The 17,336-nt window shown below is 74.8% G+C and carries 15 protein-coding genes and 2 tRNA genes; 11 read left to right on the top strand and 6 right to left on the bottom strand.

Going from position 1 to position 17,336, the window contains the following annotated elements; translation table 11 throughout:
* Positions 1-53 precede the first annotated feature (53 nt).
* Positions 54-653 (top strand): SACE_7040 family transcriptional regulator, encoded by a 600-nt coding sequence (locus tag HLA93_RS04895; RefSeq protein WP_222193173.1) that lies wholly within the window; start codon positions 54-56, stop codon positions 651-653.
* Positions 654-665: 12 nt separating this feature from the next.
* Here HLA93_RS04895 and HLA93_RS04890 read toward each other — a convergent pair whose 3' ends face one another.
* Both HLA93_RS04890 and HLA93_RS04885 read right to left on the bottom strand, forming a co-directional pair.
* Positions 666-2,582, bottom strand: a complete 1,917-nt coding sequence (locus HLA93_RS04890) for a hypothetical protein (RefSeq protein ID WP_222193172.1) — start codon at positions 2,580-2,582, stop codon at positions 666-668.
* Positions 2,583-2,697: 115 nt separating this feature from the next.
* Entirely contained in the window at positions 2,698-3,921 is a 1,224-nt protein-coding gene (locus HLA93_RS04885) for a hypothetical protein (RefSeq protein ID WP_222193171.1), read from the bottom strand.
* Between the two features lie 139 nt (positions 3,922-4,060).
* On the opposite strand from HLA93_RS04885, the gene orn reads away from it, so the two are divergent.
* The 3 genes from orn (at position 4,061) to HLA93_RS04870 (ending at position 5,523) form a co-directional block, all read left to right on the top strand.
* Positions 4,061-4,741, top strand: a complete 681-nt coding sequence (gene orn / locus HLA93_RS04880; protein ID WP_222193170.1) for an oligoribonuclease — start codon at positions 4,061-4,063, stop codon at positions 4,739-4,741.
* A 63-nt stretch (positions 4,742-4,804) separates the two neighbouring features.
* Positions 4,805-4,880 (top strand) — tRNA-His (locus HLA93_RS04875).
* Positions 4,881-4,980: 100 nt separating this feature from the next.
* Complete coding sequence (locus tag HLA93_RS04870) at positions 4,981-5,523, top strand: DUF1353 domain-containing protein (RefSeq protein ID WP_222193169.1); 543 nt, start codon at positions 4,981-4,983, stop codon at positions 5,521-5,523.
* Between the two features lie 51 nt (positions 5,524-5,574).
* On the opposite strand, the gene HLA93_RS04865 is transcribed toward HLA93_RS04870, so the two are convergent.
* Positions 5,575-6,768: a L,D-transpeptidase gene (locus tag HLA93_RS04865; protein WP_308127950.1), complete on the bottom strand. Its 1,194-nt coding sequence runs from the start codon at positions 6,766-6,768 to the stop codon at positions 5,575-5,577.
* A 194-nt stretch (positions 6,769-6,962) separates the two neighbouring features.
* Here HLA93_RS04865 and HLA93_RS04860 point away from each other — a divergent pair.
* The 3 genes from HLA93_RS04860 to HLA93_RS04850 all read left to right on the top strand — a co-directional run bounded on the left by HLA93_RS04860 (position 6,963) and on the right by HLA93_RS04850 (position 8,402).
* Positions 6,963-7,038, top strand: a tRNA-Lys gene (locus HLA93_RS04860).
* 183 nt (positions 7,039-7,221) lie between these two features.
* Positions 7,222-8,016, top strand: a complete 795-nt coding sequence (locus tag HLA93_RS04855; protein WP_222193167.1) for an enoyl-CoA hydratase/isomerase family protein — start codon at positions 7,222-7,224, stop codon at positions 8,014-8,016.
* Positions 8,017-8,030: 14 nt separating this feature from the next.
* Positions 8,031-8,402 carry a hypothetical protein gene (locus HLA93_RS04850; RefSeq protein ID WP_222193166.1) on the top strand — a complete coding sequence of 124 codons (372 nt, stop codon included), beginning with the start codon at positions 8,031-8,033 and terminating at the stop codon, positions 8,400-8,402.
* Here the strand turns inward: HLA93_RS04850 and HLA93_RS04845 are convergent.
* Positions 8,395-9,594, bottom strand: a complete 1,200-nt coding sequence (locus HLA93_RS04845) for an MFS transporter (protein WP_222193165.1) — start codon at positions 9,592-9,594, stop codon at positions 8,395-8,397. The genes HLA93_RS04850 and HLA93_RS04845 overlap by 8 nt on opposite strands.
* Before the next feature lie 56 nt (positions 9,595-9,650).
* On the opposite strand from HLA93_RS04845, the gene HLA93_RS04840 reads away from it, so the two are divergent.
* The gene (locus HLA93_RS04840) at positions 9,651-10,199 is read left to right on the top strand and encodes a gluconokinase (RefSeq protein ID WP_222193164.1); all 549 of its coding nucleotides are present in this window, start codon (positions 9,651-9,653) and stop codon (positions 10,197-10,199) included.
* A 76-nt stretch (positions 10,200-10,275) separates the two neighbouring features.
* On the opposite strand, the gene pruA is transcribed toward HLA93_RS04840, so the two are convergent.
* Together pruA and HLA93_RS04830 are read right to left on the bottom strand one after the other, a co-directional pair.
* Positions 10,276-11,901, bottom strand: a complete 1,626-nt coding sequence (pruA, locus tag HLA93_RS04835; protein ID WP_222193163.1) for an L-glutamate gamma-semialdehyde dehydrogenase — start codon at positions 11,899-11,901, stop codon at positions 10,276-10,278.
* A gap of 52 nt (positions 11,902-11,953) precedes the next feature.
* The gene (locus HLA93_RS04830) at positions 11,954-12,886 is read right to left on the bottom strand and encodes a proline dehydrogenase family protein (RefSeq protein ID WP_222193162.1); all 933 of its coding nucleotides are present in this window, start codon (positions 12,884-12,886) and stop codon (positions 11,954-11,956) included.
* Between the two features lie 131 nt (positions 12,887-13,017).
* On the opposite strand from HLA93_RS04830, the gene HLA93_RS04825 reads away from it, so the two are divergent.
* The 3 genes from HLA93_RS04825 to HLA93_RS04815 are packed head-to-tail and all read left to right on the top strand — an operon-like array spanning position 13,018 to position 17,293.
* The gene (locus HLA93_RS04825) at positions 13,018-14,205 is read left to right on the top strand and encodes a helix-turn-helix domain-containing protein (protein WP_222193161.1); all 1,188 of its coding nucleotides are present in this window, start codon (positions 13,018-13,020) and stop codon (positions 14,203-14,205) included.
* Positions 14,202-14,915, top strand: coding sequence for a biliverdin-producing heme oxygenase (locus HLA93_RS04820; protein WP_246625822.1), 714 nt, complete (start codon positions 14,202-14,204; stop codon positions 14,913-14,915). Before HLA93_RS04825 ends, HLA93_RS04820 begins: the two co-directional genes overlap by 4 nt.
* Positions 14,912-17,293, top strand: coding sequence for a SpoIIE family protein phosphatase (locus tag HLA93_RS04815; RefSeq protein ID WP_308127949.1), 2,382 nt, complete (start codon positions 14,912-14,914; stop codon positions 17,291-17,293). Before HLA93_RS04820 ends, HLA93_RS04815 begins: the two co-directional genes overlap by 4 nt.
* The last annotated feature ends 43 nt before the right edge of the window (positions 17,294-17,336 follow it).

The raw sequence follows: 17,336 nt of genomic DNA, 5'->3' as shown, positions 1-17,336 counted from the left end.
TTAACCACGGTTCACACCGCCGGTCCAGCGTGAACCGCCGTTAACCTGAGCCGGTGACGTCCCAGCCGGACAGTGCGCTGCACAGCGACGTGGCCAACCCCTCCCGCCGGGAGCAGATCCTGCGTGCGGCTGCGCAGCTGTTCGCCGAGCGCGGCTCCCGGGCCGTCGGGGTGGACGACGTCGGTGCGGCCGTCGGCGTCACCGGGCCGGCGATCTACCGGCACTTCGCCAGCAAGGACGCGATGCTGGCCGAGATGCTGCTGCGGATCAGCGAGCGGCTGCTGGCCGGCGGCACCGAGCGGATCGCGGCGGCCGGCGACGACCCCGCCGACCAGCTGCGCGCCCTGGTCGACTTCCAGGTGGACTTCGCCCTGGACAACCCGGCGCTGATCACCGTGCAGGACCGCGACCTGGGCGCGCTCAGCGACCCGGACGCCCGCCGGGTCCGACAACTGCAGCGGCGCTACGTCGAGGAGTGGGTCGCCGTGCTGGCCCGGCTGCACCCGGATGCGTCCACCGCCGCCGTCCGGGCCCGGGCGCACGCGGTCTTCGGGCTGATCAACTCCACCCCGCACAGCGCCGGTCGGCTGTCCCGCCCGGCGACGGCCGCCCTGCTCGCCGAGATGGCGATCGCCGCCGCCACCGCACGCTGACCGCGCCCCGGGTCAGTCGCTGGTGGTGGTGGTGTCGGTGGGCAGCGAGAGCGCCGAGCTGGCCAGGGCGTCCAGCGCGGACGTCGGGCCGGCCTCCCCCGTCCAGGAGGTCTCCACGATGGTCACGGTCGCGTCCTGCTGGCTGCTGGCGTACTGGGCCCGGGACAGCGCGGTCGGGCCGCCCTCCCAGCTGACGCCCTCGCGGAGCAGGTCGCTGACGTTGCCGCTGCCGTCGGTGTCGGCGAGCGAGCGCAGCGCCTGGGCGCTGGCGTCGTCGGGCATGGTCACCCGGGCCAGCGAGACGACCGCGGGCTGACCGCCGGCCTGGGCCGACCAGAGCGAACGGTCGAGCCCCGCGCAGTCGGTGCGCTCGAAGAAGCCGGCGACCGCGTCGTAGGCGTGACCCTGACAGGTCGCGTCGACCTGGGTGGCCTGCAGCGTGAACGTCACGTCGTTGACCACCTCGGTGCTGCCCACCACCGGGCCGGCCGGGGCGGGGTCCTCGGCAGGGGCGCTGCTGCTGCCGGGGTCGGCGTTGGCGGCGCCGCCGCCGTCGCTGGTGAGGGAGCGGACGCCGACCACGACGAGGACGGCGACCAGCACCAGCCCCGCCACGACGAACGCGAGCACCCGCCAGCGACCGCTCGGCCTCCCGCCCTGCCCCGCGGCGCTGCTGCCCCGCGGCGCCGCCTGGACGGCGGGCCGGCGCGGCTGCAGTTCGGGCGGGAGCTCGCGCCGGGGTGCGGGCGCCGCGGCGGCCGGTCCGCTGAACAACCCGCCGATGCCACCGCCGGTGTCCTCGGCGGACGACTGCGGTCGGTCGGGGGCAGCCGCCGGCGGCTCGGGGACGAGCGCCTGCGTGTCGCCGGCCCGTGCCGTGGGGAAGACCGAGCTGCGCGGCTCGCCGGGTCCGCCGACCGGCTGGGCCACGGAGAGACCGGTGGCCATCGGCACCGCGGGCCGGCGGCCGGCCTGTTCCTGAGCCTGCCCCTCGGCGCGCTGCTGCGCCTCGGCCTGCTCCCGGGCCCGTTCGTGGGCCTCGGCTTGTTCCTGGGCATGTCCGGAGGCCTGCGACTCGGCCTGCTCCTGGGCGTGCACGGCTGCGGCAGCGACCCGGGCCGCAGCCGCCGGGTCCACCAGCGGCCCACCAGGCGCCGGCCGCGGCAGCTCGGTCGCGGTCGCCGGCGCGACCGCGGGCGCCGCGCCGGTGGCCGGGGCGGCGATCCGGCTCGGGGAGGCGTTGAGCGCGGCCGGGGTCAGCAGGTCCGGCCGGCGGAGGACGTAGGGCGAGTACGGGAAGCCCTCGCCGTTGAGCTCTTCCACGGAGGGGGTGCGGCCACCGACGCCGAGTGCCTCGACCGCGGCGCGGACGTCAGCCGTCGTCCAGAGGCGGGGGTTGTCGGTGCCGGCGTGCCGGCTGGCCCGGGCGACGCCGAGCAGCAGCGAGCGCGAGTCGAGCGTCGCCACCTGGTCGCCCTCGCCGAGGTCGCCGTCAGCGGGCACCAGCCCGGTGACCGCACCGGTGAGCACGGTCAGCCGGGCGACCCGGCCCGGTTCCAGGCCTGCCTTGCGGAGGGTCACCGCCACGTGCATGCCCGCCCGCATCAGCCCGTCCAGCGGAGTCGAACCACCGCCGGCCAGCTGCAGGACGTCGCCGGGACCGTCGCCCGAGCCGATCGTCCAGGCGCCCTCCGGGGTCGCGGTGACCACCCCGGACTGGCGCTCGACCTCGACGACCCGGACGACGGCGACGCCCTCGGGGACGAAGAGCACGGCGTCGGACTGCCGGCGTTGCATGGGGCCCTCGACGATGGGCAGGGCGGCCATGAGAGCCCCCCGCACGCCGCTGCCGGTGTCCCAGCCGGCGAGCTCGGCGAAGAACGCACGCTCGGCGGCCGTCTGGGACGGCGTCGGCGTGAGGATCAGCACGGGCTCTCCAGGGGCAGGCGGCGGTTCGCGGCGGGAGGGCGTCGACCGCGGCGGGCCGCGGCAGCTCGGCAGCGGACCCGTTCGACGTTACGTCATCGACCGGCCCGTCCCGGGTTCACCGCGAGGACGCGCCGCCGCCCACCAGGAGACCCGGCGTGTCTCCCGGCCGGTCCCGTCCGGGTTCGTCCGCCGCCTGCCAGCGGGCGAAAGCGGCGGTCCCGGTCACCCGGTCCAGCCCGGCCCACAACGCGGCCAGCCCGACGGCGATGGCCGGCAGCGCGGCCCAGTTCCACGGCGGGACGTCGGCGACCGCCGACTGCGCCAGGGCGGCGGCGATCACTCCCCCGGCGACCAGCGGACCGGCCAGCCAGCCGGGCACCCGCCGGCTGACGGCCAGGTCGACCAGCACCGCACCGGCCAGCAGCATCCACGGCACCACCGAGGGCGGGAAGCCCGTGGCGGTGAGCAGCAGGCCGGTGACCAGGCGGTAGGCCAGGTACACCCCGGCGACGACGGTGGCGGTCCAGCGCAGCCCCACGGTCCGGCGGGCGACCACCAGGGCGAGCAGGCCGGCACAGATCAGCCACGCCGGGTGCACCCAGGACGGCACCGGCAGCATGAACTGGGTCGGGGTCTGCCCCTGGGAGGCGGCGAAGTCCAGCAGCGACGGCTCGGCGGTGGTCCGCCCGGCCCGGTAGTCGGCCAGGGCCAGGACGCCGTACTCCTGGTGCTGGTTGGGGAACAGCACGTTCTCCACGAAGAACAGCCACAGCCCCAGGGAGACCAGGTCCCGCAGCCGGCCCGGAGCCGCGTAGAGCCACCAGCCGCGGATGGCCCCGGCCAGCATGATCGCCGTCCCCAGGTAGAGCAGCGCGTGGCTGGGGCTCCAGCTGGTGATGTCCAGGCCGTTGATGCGGTGGTTGAGCAGGTCGATCGGGATGGCCACCAGGAACGTGGCGATGCCGGCCTGCATCAGCCGCAGCGCCCGGCGGTCGACGCCGTGGCCGCTGTAGCTGTGGAAGACGACGAGGGCGACGACCAGCGCCGTCCCGGCGGAGTTGAGCAGGTGTGGCGGGGCGAGGTCGTCGCGCAGCCACTTGAAGTGCCAGGACACGTCCCAGGACGAGCCGAGCATCTTCAGGCCGAAGGCGACCAGCCAGGCCGTGTAGATCCAGCGGAGCTCGTCGGGGCTGGTCGGCCGCCCGGGCCGGCCCGGCGTCATGTAGGTCTGCCACAGCCAGCGCAGCAGTGCGACCGGGTGCCGGAGACCGGCACCGAGGGAGGACGGCGCCGGGGCGACCGCACCGGCGGGCGGCGCGAGGGGCGTGCTGGAGGACACGAGCGACTCCGCGAGGTCGGTGCAGGAGGCCCGAGCGTAGCGGCGCGGATCAGCCGTCCGGGTGGATTCCGAGACGTGACCGGCGGTTCTGGGGCGGGTGGGACGGGTGTGCCCCGTCCGGGTGCGTAGGGTCCCCCGGGTGGCGGACAGCGCAGCGAACAACCTGGTCTGGATCGACTGTGAGATGACCGGGCTCGACCTCACCAGCGACAAGCTCATCGAGGTCGCGGTGGTGGTCACCGACTCGGAGCTCAACGTCCTGGACCCCGGGCTCGACGTGATCATCCACGCCGAGGACGCCGACCTGGCCGGGATGGCCGACGTGGTGACCGAGATGCACGCGCGCTCGGGTCTGACCGAGGAGGTGCGCGCCTCGACGGTGACCCTCGAGGAGGCGCAGGCCATTGTGCTGGCCTACGTCAAGCGGTTCGTGCCCGAGCGGCGCACCGCCCCGCTGTGCGGCAACTCGATCGGCACCGACCGGGGCTTCCTGGCCCGGGACATGCCCGAGCTCGACGACCACCTGCACTACCGGATGATCGACGTCTCCTCGATCAAGGAGCTCTCGCGCCGCTGGTTCCCGCGTGTGTACTTCGCCCAGCCGCCCAAGGGGCTGGCCCACCGCGCGCTGGCCGACATCCTCGAGTCGATCCGCGAGCTGGCGTACTACCGGCAGACGCTGTTCGTGCCCGCCCCCGGCCCCGCCAGCGACCAGGCGCAGGCCGCGTCGGCCGCGGTCGTGGCGGCGTTCGCGCCGGTGCTCGAGGCCGGCGCGGCCGGCGCCGGGCCGGTCTCCACCCCGGCCTCGTCGGAGGGCTGAGGGTCTCCGGTATCGTGTGCTCGTCCACCGGGCCGGCTCTCGCCAGCCGCCCCGGTGTGCATGGTGGGTGTAGCTCAGCTGGTAGAGCGCCAGGTTGTGATCCTGGATGTCGCGGGTTCAAGTCCCGTCACTCACCCCACCGCGAGAGGCCCTGGTCAGTCCACTGACCAGGGCCTCCGTCGTTCCCGGGCACGTCGTGCCGGTGCGTGTGGGCCACGGTTCGGCGGGAAGGGAGGGGCGTGCCCTTCGACTCCCCCGCCCTGACCGTCCGCCGGGTCACCGACGAGTCCTGGGAGGTCCTCGAGCCGCTGACCTACCGCGGGCGCCGGGACACCTTCGTCGTCCCGGCCGGCTTCCGCACGGACTTCGCCTCGGTGCCGCGGATCGCGGTCTGGCTCTTCCCCCGGTTCGGGCGCTACACGCTGGCCGCGGTGCTGCACGACTGGCTGACCGACGTGGGCATCGCCGCCGGGGTCGTCTCCGCCCGGGACGCCGACGGTGTCTTCCGCCGGGTGATGCGTGAGCTGGGGGTGCCGCCGGTGCGCCGCTGGCTCATGTGGTGCGGGGTGCGCTGGGCCGCCCTGGCCAACCCGGTGCGCCGTCCCGGCTGGTGGCTGGACACCCCGCGGCTGTTCGTCCTGTCGGTGCTCGCCGCGCCGCTCGTGGTCCCACCCGCCGCGGTGATCGCTGTGGCGCTGGCCGTCTACACCGCCGTGGAGTCGGTGGTCAGCCGGGTCGTCGCGGGCGAGGGACGGCGGCAGGACCGGGGGCTGCGGCTCTGAGACGCAGATGAGGCCGCGACCCGGTGCGGGTCGCGGCCTCATCTGCTCAGGTCAGGACAGCGCGCTGCCGGCCGTCCACTGGTCCCACGGGATGGCCCAGTCGTAGATGTCGCCGTCGGCGGCGGTCAGCGTGCCGCCGATGGAGTTGACCACCTCGACGACGTCTCCGGGCTGGGAGAAGTCGTAGAACCACCTGGCGTTCTCGGTGGAGAGGTTGATGCAGCCGTGGCTCACGTTCGCCGAGCCCTGGTCGGCCAGCGACCACGGTGCGGCGTGCACGAACTCGCCGTTGTTGGAGATGCGCGTCGCGTACTCGACGTCGGTGCGGTAGCCACCGGGGGCGTCCACGGCCAGGCCGAAGGTCGAGGAGTCCATGGTGATGTCGGCGAACTTCTCCAGCACCACGTGCGCCCCGTTGTGAGTCGGGTTCTCCGCGCTGCCGGCACTCATCGGGAAGCTCTGCACCAGCTGGTCGCCGTCGTAGACGGTCAGCGTGTGCGCGGCGGCGTCGGCGACGCTCACGTGCTTCTCGCCCACGGAGAAGGACACCGTGCGGTCCTTCTCGCCCCAGACGCCCTCGCCGAAGTCGACCCCGTACAGGTCGGCCTCCAGCGTGACCTCCGAGTTCGCCGGCCAGTAGGTGGAGGGACGGAAGTGGACCTCGTCGTCGCGGACCCAGTTCCACACCCCGTCGGTCGGCACGGAGGAGGTCACCAGCAGGTGGCTCTCGACCGCGGCCTTGTCGGCCACCGGCTGGTCGAAGAAGACCCGGATCGGCATGCCCACGCCGACGGTCGTGCCGTCCAGCGGCCCGATGCCCGGGGTGGAGAGCGTGCCCGGGGTGACGGTGGTGAAGGTCGACTCGGCGGCGGCCTCGTCGTCGGTCTCGTTGGTCGCGGTGGCGGTGACCGTGTAGCTGGTGCCGTAGGCGAGGTCCGTTTCCGGCGTCCAGACGGTCGCACCCGCCTCACCGGCGGCGATGCTGCCGGGCACCGGCGCGCCGGTGCCGTCGACGACGGTCACGTCCTCCAGCTCGCCGCCGGCGACGGTGACCTCCAGCGGGGTGGTCGGCGGGACGTCGACGGCGCCGTCGGCCAGGCTCAGCGTCAGCTCCGCCGGCGGGGCGGACGACGGCGCTGCCGCCTCGTCGGGGTCGTCTGACGACGACCCCGAGCAGCCCGCGAGCAACGCGAGCAGGACGGCGATGAGCACTGCGGCGATCCGTCTCGCCTGGTGCGACCCCACGAAGACCCTGCCTTCCGTACTGCGCGCACCCGACCCCGGGACCTTCCCGGCGGGTGCACCGCGCACCAGTGAACACGCTCCCGCTGACAGTTGGATGTGTCCGAGGACATGTCGCGGAGTCCGGCCCCGCCTCATCGCGGCGTCGGATCGGCGTGTAGAGTCCTCTCCTGTTGCCCGGCCCTGCCGAGCGACACGCGCCATTAGCTCAATTGGCAGAGCAGCTGACTCTTAATCAGCGGGTTCGGGGTTCGAGTCCCTGATGGCGCACCACCTCACACGAACGGCCCCGTCCACGTCGGACGGGGCCGTTCGTCGTCTGCCGCCGGGTCTCGCGACCGGGTCGCCCCCGGGGGCAGGGGTGGACGACGCGGCTGCCCGGTGTTCGCACCCGGGCCGGTACCCGGATGGCCGCGGACCGCGGCGCCGTGCCGGGCAGCACGGCAGGATCGGTGCATGAGCGAACCGCAGCGCCGCGAGTCGGGACTGGTCACCGAGACCCGGGGGCACGTCCGCGTGCTCACCCTGGACCGGCCCGAGCGGCGCAACGCGCTCTCCAGCGCCCTGCAGACGGACCTCGTCGAGGAGCTGCTGGCCTGCGCCGAGGACGCCGACGTCCGGGCGATCGTGCTCACCGGCAACGGGCCGGCCTTCTGCGCCGGGTTCGACCTCAAGGAGATCCGCGAGCGCGACGAACGCGGCGAGGCCTTCCGGCCGCCGATGAGCCGGCCGGGCCGCAACCTGTTCGAGGTGCTGGGCGAGACGTACGTGCCGGTGATCGCCGCGCTCAGCGGGCACGCCGTGGCCGGCGGCTTCGAGCTGGCGCTGGCCTGCGACATCCGGATCGCCGCACCCGGCATCAAGCTCGGGCTGCCCGAGGCGACGATCGGCATGGGCGCCAACTACGGGTCGGTGGTGCTGCCCAAGCGCGTCCCGACCGGCATCGCGCTGGAGATGCTGTTCACCGGCGAGTACGTCAGCAGCGAGGAGGCGGCCCGCTGGGGCCTGGTCAACCGGGTCGTCCCGGCCGAGGAGGTGCTCACCGAGGCGCTGTCGCTCGCCGACCGGATCGCGGCCAACGCGCCCATCTCGGTCCGGCGGATGAAGGAGACCGCGGTCAAGGGGCTGGAGCTGCCGCTGGCGGCCGCACTGCGGCTGGACGTCGGCCCCAACCCGTACCTGAGCGAGGACCGCAAGGAGGGCATCGCCGCCTACCTGGAGAAGCGGCCGCCGCACTGGACCGGGCGCTGAGGCACAGTGGAGGGGTGACCGCACCGTCCGAGTCCCCCGCCGACGCCGGCGCCCGTCTCGCCACCGAGTACGTCGGGCTGCTCCGCGCCGACCGCACCGCCGACGCCGAGCAGCTGCTGGCCGGCCTGTCCGACCTCCGCGAGCTGGCCTTCGTCGGCTCCGCCCTCACCACCACCGGACGCCGCACCGGCCGCACGCTGCCCACCGCGATGCGCGCGCAGTCCAGCAGCCGGCAGGTCCTGCTCGGGCAGCTGCGCGACCGCAACCGTGGCGACCTCGAGGGCCTGCGGACCTGGGTGCGCCAGGCCGCCGAGGAGGTCCTGCTGGTGCAGCAGTACGCCGAGGCCGCGCGCCGCCGACTGGGTGACCGGTCGCAGGTCAGCTGACCTCGGCCGACCCCTGCGCCCGCGGCAGACGCAGCGCCCGCGGCAGGGTGACCGCCAGCGGCAGCGCGACCGCGAGGAGCACGGCCACCAGCACGTAGGTGCCCGGCAGCCCCAGCTGCGCGGCGACCGCACCGACGGCCAGCGCGCCGATCGCGGTGCCGCTGTCGTAGCAGGCGTTCCAGACCGCGCTGACCGTCGTGGTCTGCCCCGCGCCGGCCCGGGCCAGGGCGATCACCAGGGTCAGGTTCTGCACCGCGCCGTAGGCGATGCCGAGGGCGAAGGCACCGGCCAGCACGGCCGAGGCACCACCGGCGCCCTCGGCACGCAGCCCGAGCGCGACCATCAGCAGGCCCACCACCCCGCTGGCCAGCGTCGTCGGCAGCAGCACCTGCGCACCCAGCCGGTCGACCAGCACCCCGGCACCCCACCGGGACAGCGCGGTGCTCACCCCGAACACCAGCAGGGCCGCCACCGCCAGCGCGCCGTCGGGCAGCTCGATCGGCAGGAAGGTGACCAGCCCGCCGCCGGCCAGCGTCACCACCAGGAGCACCAGCGACGGCGCGGCAGCCGCCCACACCGCCGCCCGCGAGCCGCCGGGTGTGGTCACCTCCGGCGGGCCGAGCGCCCGCACCAGCCCCGGCACGAACGCCAGCGCCAGCACCGGTGCGGCCGCCAGCACCGCGACCACGGAGAAGTGGCCGGCCAGGGTCAGCGCCGTCCCGCCGGGTACCGCGGCGAGCGTCGGGATGGAGATCGCCAGGCCGTAGATGCCGATCGACTCACCGCGCCGCTCCGGCGGCACCGCCTGGGCCGCGATGGTAGAGCCGAGCACGGTGAGCACCGCGAAGCCCACCCCGCGCACCACCGAGACGACGGCGAACCAGCGCACGTCCTCGGCCAGCAGGTACAGCGGGGACGGCGCCCCGAGGGCGACCAGCCCGCCGGCCAGCACCGGGCCGATGCCCAGCCGGGCGACCAGCGCCGGGACCGCCGTCTGGGCGAGCACCGTGGCGACCAGGAACACCGTCGTCACCGACCCTGCAGCGGTGAGCCCGGCACCGAGCGCAGCGGCGTGGGCGGGCAGCGCCGACAGCAGCAGCGAGTAGCTGAGGAAGCCCAGCGCGTTCAGCGCGACCAGGGAGCGGACGGCCGGCAGGCGCCACAGCGAGGGCCGGCGCGCCGTCGTCGTCACGTCCCGTGCCCCCGTCCCGGCTACCAACTCCTCCCGCGACTCAATACGGTCGGGGCATGGAAACCACGTCCAGCATCCCGGCGACCACCTCGATCGTCGTCATGGGGGTCTCCGGCTCCGGCAAGTCGACCGTCGCGAACGAGCTCGCCCGCCGCCTGCAGTGGGAGTTCATCGAGGGCGACGACCTGCACCCGCCGGAGAACGTCGAGAAGATGCGCAGCGGCACCCCGCTGGACGACGAGGACCGCTGGCCGTGGCTGCGCCGCATGGCCGAGCTGATCGGCGAGCACGAGGCCGCCGGGACGTCGTTCATCCTCACCTGCTCCGCGCTCAAGCGCAGCTACCGCGACCTGCTCTGCGACGGCCACCCCTCGGTGTGGTTCGCGCACGCCGACACCTCCGAGGAGGTGCTGAGCGAGCGGCTTGCCCAGCGCAAGGGGCACTACATGCCGCCGAGCCTGCTGCGCAGCCAGCTGGACACCCTCCAGCCGCTGAGCGACGACGAGCCGGGCGCCGTGGTCTCCGGCGAGGGCTCGGTGGAGCAGACGGTCTCCGACTTCCTCGGCGAGCTGTGCGACGAGCGGAAGATCCAGCTCCCGAGCTGAGCCGCCGATCATCGGCGAGTGGCTGCCCGACGCGCCGGTGCGGGCAACCACTCGCCGATGATCGACGCCGCGACTGCTACTGCATGTGCGGGTAGCGGTGGTCGGTCGCCGGGACGAACGTCTCCTTGATCGACCGCGCGCTCGTCCAGCGCAGCAGGTTCTGCGCGGCGCCGGCCTTGTCGTTGGTGCCCGAGCCGCGGCCACCGCCGAAGGGCTGCTGGCCGACGACGGCGCCGGTGGGCTTGTCGTTGACGTAGAAGTTGCCGGCCGCGTGCCGCAGGAACCGCTGCGCGTGCGCGATCGCCACCCGGTCCTGGGCGATCACCGAGCCGGTCAGCGCGTAGGGCGCCACCGACTCCATCTGCTCCAGCACCGTGTCGTAGTCGGCGTCGTCGTAGACGTGCACGGCGAGCACCGGACCGAAGTACTCGGTGGTGAAGACGTCGTGCTCGGGGTCGCTGCCCTCGATCACGGTGGGCCGCACGAAGAAGCCCTCGCTGTCGTCGGCGGTGCCGCCGGCGACCACGGTGAGCGCGTCGTCGTCCTCCGCCGACTCCAGGACCTTCGACAGCTTGGTGAACGACTTCCGGTCGATGACCGCGCCCATGAAGTTGGCGAAGTCGGTGACGTCACCCATCGGGATCTCCTCGACGGTGCCGATCAGGTCGTCGCGGATCCGGCCCCACAAGCTGCGCGGCACGTAGGCCCGGGAGGCCGCCGAGCACTTCTGCCCCTGGTACTCGAAGGCGCCGCGGATCATCGCGGTGCGCAGCACGTCGGGGTCGGCGGAGGGGTGGGCGACGATGAAGTCCTTGCCGCCGGTCTCCCCCACGACCCGCGGGTAGCCGCGGTAGTTCGCGATGTTCTCCCCGACGGTGCGCCACAGGTGCTGGAACACCGGGGTCGAGCCGGTGAAGTGGATGCCGGCCAGGTCGCGGTCGGCGAGCACCACCTCGGAGACGGCGACCCCGTCACCCGGCAGCATGTTGATCACGCCCGGGGGCAGCCCGGCGGCCTCGAGCAGCCGCATCGTGTACCAGGCGGCCAGCTGCTGGGTGGGCGCCGGCTTCCAGACCACGGTGTTGCCCATCAGCGCCGGCGCGGTGGGCAGGTTGCCTGCGATGGCGGTGAAGTTGAACGGGGTGACCGCGTAGACGAAGCCCTCCAGCGGGCGGTGGTCGACCCGGTTCCACACCCCCGGCGACGAGACCGGCTGCTCGGCGATCACCTGGCGGGCGAAGTGCACGTTGTAGCGCCAGAAGTCGATCAGCTCGCAGGCGGCGTCGATCTCGGCCTGGAACGCGGTCTTGCTCTGCCCGAGCATCGTGGCCGCGTTGAGCGTCTGCCGCCACGGGCCGGCGAGCAGGTCGGCGGCCTTGAGGAACACCGCGGCCCGGTCGTCGAAGGACAGCTCCGACCAGCCCGGCGCGGCCTGCTTGGCACAGCGGACGGCGTCCTGGGCGTCGGCGGCGGTCGCGGCGGCCGAGGTGCCGAGCACCTGGGCGTGCCGGTGCGGGGCGACCACGTCGAACGCCGCACCGCCGGCCATCCGCTGCTCCCCGCCGATCGTGGCGGTCAGCTCGACCGGGGCGGCGGCCAGCTCGGTCAGCCGCTGCTGCAGCGCGGCGCGCTCGGGCGAACCGGGCGCGTAGTCGCCCACCGGCTCGTTGCGCGGCGCGGGGACCTGGGTGACGGCGTCCATGGGGTGCTCCTCAGGGAGAAGGGCCGAAGTCGCGACTTCGGCCCTGGGGCGGTCAGGACTTGGTGGCGAGGGAGCGGAGGAAGAACTGGAGGTTGGCCGGGCGCTCGGCCAGCCGGCGCATGAAGTAGCCGTACCAGTCGGCGCCGTAGGGCACGTAGGCCCGCACGGTGTGCCCGGCGCGGGCCAGCCGGACCTGCTCGTCGGGGCGGATGCCGTAGAGCAGCTGGAACTCGTAGCTGTCGGCGTCGCGGCCGGTCTCGGCGACCAGCGCGAGCAGCCGGTCGACCATCGCCGGGTCGTGAGTGCCCGCCATCGGGTACCCACCGCCACGGACCAGCACCTCCAGGCTGCGGGCGTAGGCGGCGTCCACGTCGGCCTTGTCCTGGTACGCCACCGCGGCGGGCTCCCGGTAGGCGCCCTTGACCAGCCGCACCCGCGACCCGGGGACGGCGAGGGCGCGGGCGTCGTCCTCGGTGCGGTGCAGCATCGCCTGCAGGACGGCGCCGGTGCCGGGGTGGTCGCGGCGCAGCTCGGCGAGCACCCCGAGGGTGGAGTCGACGGTGCGGGAGTCCTCCATGTCCAGGGTCACCGTGGTGCCCAGCGCGGTCGCCGCCTCCACCACCGGGCGCACCAGCTGCAGCGCCACGTCGTCCCCGCCGACCGGAAGCGCCTGGCCGAAGGCCGACAGCTTCACCGAGACCTCGGCCGCGCGGCCCAGGGCCAGCGGGGCGAGCCCGTCCAGCGCGGCCAGGTAGGCGTCCCGGGTGCGCTTCGCCTCGCTGCGGTCGGTCACGTCCTCACCGAGGTGGTCGAGGGTGACGGCGAGGCCGTCGGCGGACAGCGCGCGCACCACCTCGAGCGCCTCGGGCAGCGTCTCCCCGGCCACGAACCGGTCGACCACCCGCCGGGTGACCGGCGTGCCGGTGACCACCCGGCGCAGGCCGGGACGGCGGGCGGCGGCGAGCAGGGCCTTCTGGGTGAGCACGGCGCCTCCGCGGACGACTGGCGGGCTGGTGCCTGCGAACGCTAGGGACGCCCGGACCGGTGCACCAGCGACAGATGTCCGGACTCGCCGACCACCTCTCGTACGATCGTCTGAACGGCGGGAGGAGCCCGGTGCGCGACGACCTGCAGGACCTGGTGGACGAGGTGTCGGCGCTGCTCGGCGCCCCCGCCACGCTGGAGGACCGCGACTTCACCCTGCTGGCCTTCTGCGCCCACGACGGCACCGGCCCGGCCACCCCCGGCGCCACGATGGACGCCGTCCGGGCCCGCTCGATCCTCGGCCGGAGCTCCACCCCCGAGGTGCGTGCCTGGTTCGAGAGCCACGGCATCGCCCGGGCCACCGCCCCGCTGCGGGTGCCCGCCGACCCCGCGGCCGGGATCCTCACCCGGCTGTGCCTGCCGGTGCGCGCCGGCGGCCGGCTGCACGGCTACCTGTGGCTGCTGGACGAGGAACGCACCGACGTCACCGACCCCGGCGCCCCCGGCCTGGCCGAGGCGGTCGCCCTCGCGGCGGAGGCCGGCCGGCTGCTCGCCGAGGGCCGGCCCGGCACCGCGGACCTGTCGGCCGCCCTCCGCACCGCGCTCACCGACCCGGCCCCGGCCCCGGGCCGGGCGGTGCGCACGCTCACCGAGGCACTGGGCGCCGGCACCCCGGTCGCCCTGGTCGCACTGCTGCCCGCCGGGCCGGGGCTCCCACCGGGCTGGACCCCGCCGGGAGCCGGCGCCGTGACCGCGGTGCTGGACGACGGCGCCGTCGCCGTCCTGCTCCCGCTGCCCGGTCACGGTGACCACCGGCCGGCCGGTGCGCTGAGCGGCGCGGCCCTGGGCGGCCTGCCGCCGGGCAGCACCGCGGGGGTGGCCGCCGCCCGGCACGGCTGCGGCGAGCTGACCGGCCAGTGGCACGAGGCGCGGACGGCGGCGCGGGTGGCCGCCGCCGACCCCCGGCTCGCGCCGGCGGCGTCGTGGGCCGAGCTGGGCGCCTGGCGGGCGGTGGCCGCGCTGCCCGGGCCGGACCCGGTGCTGGCGCCGCTGCTGGCCGACCCGGTGCTGACCGAGACGGCGGCGACCTGGCTGGACTGCGCGGGCAGCCCGCAGCGCGCGGCGGGCGAGCTGTGCATCCACCGGCAGACGCTGTACTACCGGCTCGGCCGGATCGAGCAGCTCACCGGACTGGACCTCGCCGACGGCGCGGACCGGCTGCTGCTGCACCTCGGCGTCCGGGCGGCCCGGCTGGCCGGGATCGGGTGGGTACCGCAACCACCCCGACCGCTCGGTGGCCTAGTCTCGATGCCTTCATGACAGCTGGAGAGAACGCGACACCGGCGCCCCGGGACGACGCGAGCGACGACGGGGACCGGGTGGACGACCGAGACGTGCTGCGCCGCCTGCGCACCGAGACCGCAGCGGAGCACCAGGCGGTCGAGGACACCCTGGACCTGCTGGACGCCGACCTGACCCGGGAGCGGCTGGTGCAGGCGCTGACCCGGATGCACGGGTTCTGGCTGGCCGCCGAGGCCGGGCTGGACACCTGGGCCGCGGGGCACCCGGCCGACGCCGCCCAGGTCGACTGGGCCGGCCGCCGCCGGTCGCACCTGTTCGCCGCCGACCTGGCCTCCCTCGGTGCCCCCGCGGCCGCGGAACGGCCGCAGCTGCCGGGCGTCACGGACACCGACGAGGCGCTGGGCCGGCTGTACGTGCTGGAGGGCTCGTCCCTGGGCGGGGTGTTCATCGACCGCCACCTCGCCACGCTCCCCCACCTCGCCGACGCCGGCCGGCTGTCCTGCTTCTCCCCCTACGGCGAGGAGACCGGCGCCCGGTGGCACGCCTTCCGCACGGTGACCCGCGCCCGGGTGGCCGGCGGCGGGGACGCCGACCGGCTGGTCGCCGCCGCCCGCGAGACCTTCGGCACCCTGGCGCGCTGGTGCGGCGCGGCGGCGTCCGAGCGGGCACCCTGGGCACTGACGTCGTCCCACCGGGGACACACCCGAGGGAACGAGGTCGTCGCGTGACGGACCAGTTGCAGGCGGGGCCCTGGCTCGCCCCGGGCGAGCCGGTCGACCTCACCAACTGCGAGCGTGAGCCGATCCACGTGCCGGGCAGCATCCAGCCCCGGGGCGTGCTGCTGGCGGTCAGCGAGCCGGACATGGTGGTCCGGCAGGTGTCCCGCAACCTCGCCGACCTGGTCGGCATGGCATGGGACGACGCCCTGGGCCGCCCGCTGGCCGACGTCGTCGGCGTGGTGCCGGCCCAGGCGATCGCCCGCTCCGCCCGCGCCTTCGGCGACCTCCGGGAACGCAACCCGGTCGAGCTGACCCTGGACTGCGACGGCACCCCGTGCCCGGTCGATGCGATCCTGCACCGCGCCGTGCACTCGGTGGAGGACACCGTGCGGCCGCTCGCCGAGCCCGGGCCACCGGTGAGCGGTGCCGGGCAGGCCACCGCGACCAGCACGCTGGTGGTGGAGCTGGAGCCGGCCCACGGCCCGCGCCCCTTCTCCTTCCCGAACACCTACCAGGCGGTGCGCGGGACGATCAGCGAGCTCAACCGCGCCACCTCGCTCCAGCAGCTGTACGACATCACCGCCGAGGCGGTGCGCACGCTGACCGGGTTCGACCGGGTGATGGTCTACCGCTACGACGCCGACTACAACGGCGAGGTCGTGGCCGAGGCCAAGCTGCCCGAGCTGAACTCCTTCCTCGGGCTGCACTACCCGGCCTCGGACATCCCGGCGCAGGCCCGGGCGCTGTACGAGAAGAACTGGGTCCGGCTGATCTCCGACGTCACCTACACGCCGGCCCCGCTGGAGCCGGTCGACCTGCCGGCGACCGGGCAGCCGCTGGACCTCACCTACTCGACGTTGCGCAGCGTCTCGCCGATCCACTGCGAGTACCTGCAGAACATGGGCGTGCGGGCCTCGATGTCGATCTCGCTGCTGCGCGACGACAAGCTGTGGGGCCTCATCGCCTGCCACCACTACTCCGGGCCGCACGCGCCGCCGTACGCCACCCGCGCGGCCGCGGAGTTCCTCGGCTCGACGCTGTCGCTGCGGCTGGTCGACCGGGCCGAGGACGAGGAGCACCGCCGGGCGCTGCAGGTGCGCTCCACCATGGCCTGGCTCACCGCGGCCGCGCTGGACGAGGACCGGCCGCTGGCCGAGACGCTGCTCGGCCGGCCGGGCCTGCTCGACGTCGTGCCGGCCGACTCGGTGGTGGTGAACCTGCAGGGCGCCACCGGCAGCGCGGGCGTGCCGCTGCCCCCCGAGGTCGTGCGGGCCGTCGCCGGCTGGGCCGCGGCCCAGGGCGAGGACGTGGTCAGCACCGACCGGTTGCCGCTGGCCGCCCCGCACCTCGACGTCCCGGCCGACCTGGCCTGCGGGGTGCTGGCGCTGCCGCTGCCCGAGGGCCAGTACGTGATCTGGACCCGCCCGGAGACGGTGCACTCGGTCGACTGGGGCGGCGACCCGCACAACAAGGCGATCGCCGAGCGCGAGGGCGACTCTGTGCGGTTGTCCCCGCGGAAGTCCTTCGACCGATGGCGCGAGACCGTGCGCAACCGCTCGGATGCCTGGACGCCGGCCCAGCTGGCCGAGGTCGGCGACCTGCGCACCAACCTGCTCGAGGCGCTCTACGCCCGGTCCCGCCGGGTGGCGCAGGCCGCGCTCACCCTGCAGCGCAGCCTGCTGTCCGAGCCGCCGGACCCCGACCACCTGGAGTTCGCCGTCCGGTACGTGCCGGCCGCGCGCGAGGCCCAGGTCGGGGGCGACTGGTACGACGTGTTCCAGCAGCCCGACGGGGCGACCGCGCTGGTGATCGGGGACGTCGTCGGGCACGACACCGAGGCCGCGGCCTGCATGGGGCAGCTGCGCGGCCTGCTGCGCGGCATCAGCTACGACAGCGCCGACAGCCCGGCCGGCGTGCTGGCCCGGCTGGACCGGGCGATGGACGGGCTGCAGCTGCAGACCCTCGCCTCGCTGATCGTGGCCCGGCTCGAGCAGACCCCCGAGGAGTTCGAGCAGGGCGTCACCCGGCTGCGCTGGTCCAACGCCGGGCACCCGCCGCCGGTGCTGCTGCTGCCCGACGGCGCCACCCGGGTGCTGGCGCCGGCGCCGGCCGAGCTGCTGGTCGGGGTGCACGTCGACGCGGTGCGCCGGGACCACGTGGTCACCGTGCCCCGGGGCTCGACGGTGCTCTTCTACACCGACGGCCTCGTCGAGCGGCGCGATCAGGTGTTCGACGTCGGCATCGAGCGGCTGGCCGCCGAGCTCACCACGCTGGCCGGGGTGCCGATGGCCGAGCTGGCCGACCAGCTGCTGGACCGGCTGCTCCCCGCGCGGGCCGAGGACGACGTCGCGCTGATCGCCGTCCGGCTCAACCCCCAGCACGACTGACCCGCGAGCGGCCGTGTTCGCCGACATGGCCGCTCGGGCGGCC

This window comes from Modestobacter italicus (assembly GCF_019799965.1).
GTDB lineage: Bacteria > Actinomycetota > Actinomycetes > Mycobacteriales > Geodermatophilaceae > Modestobacter > Modestobacter italicus_A.
This window is presented reverse-complemented; position numbering and strand designations above follow the sequence as displayed.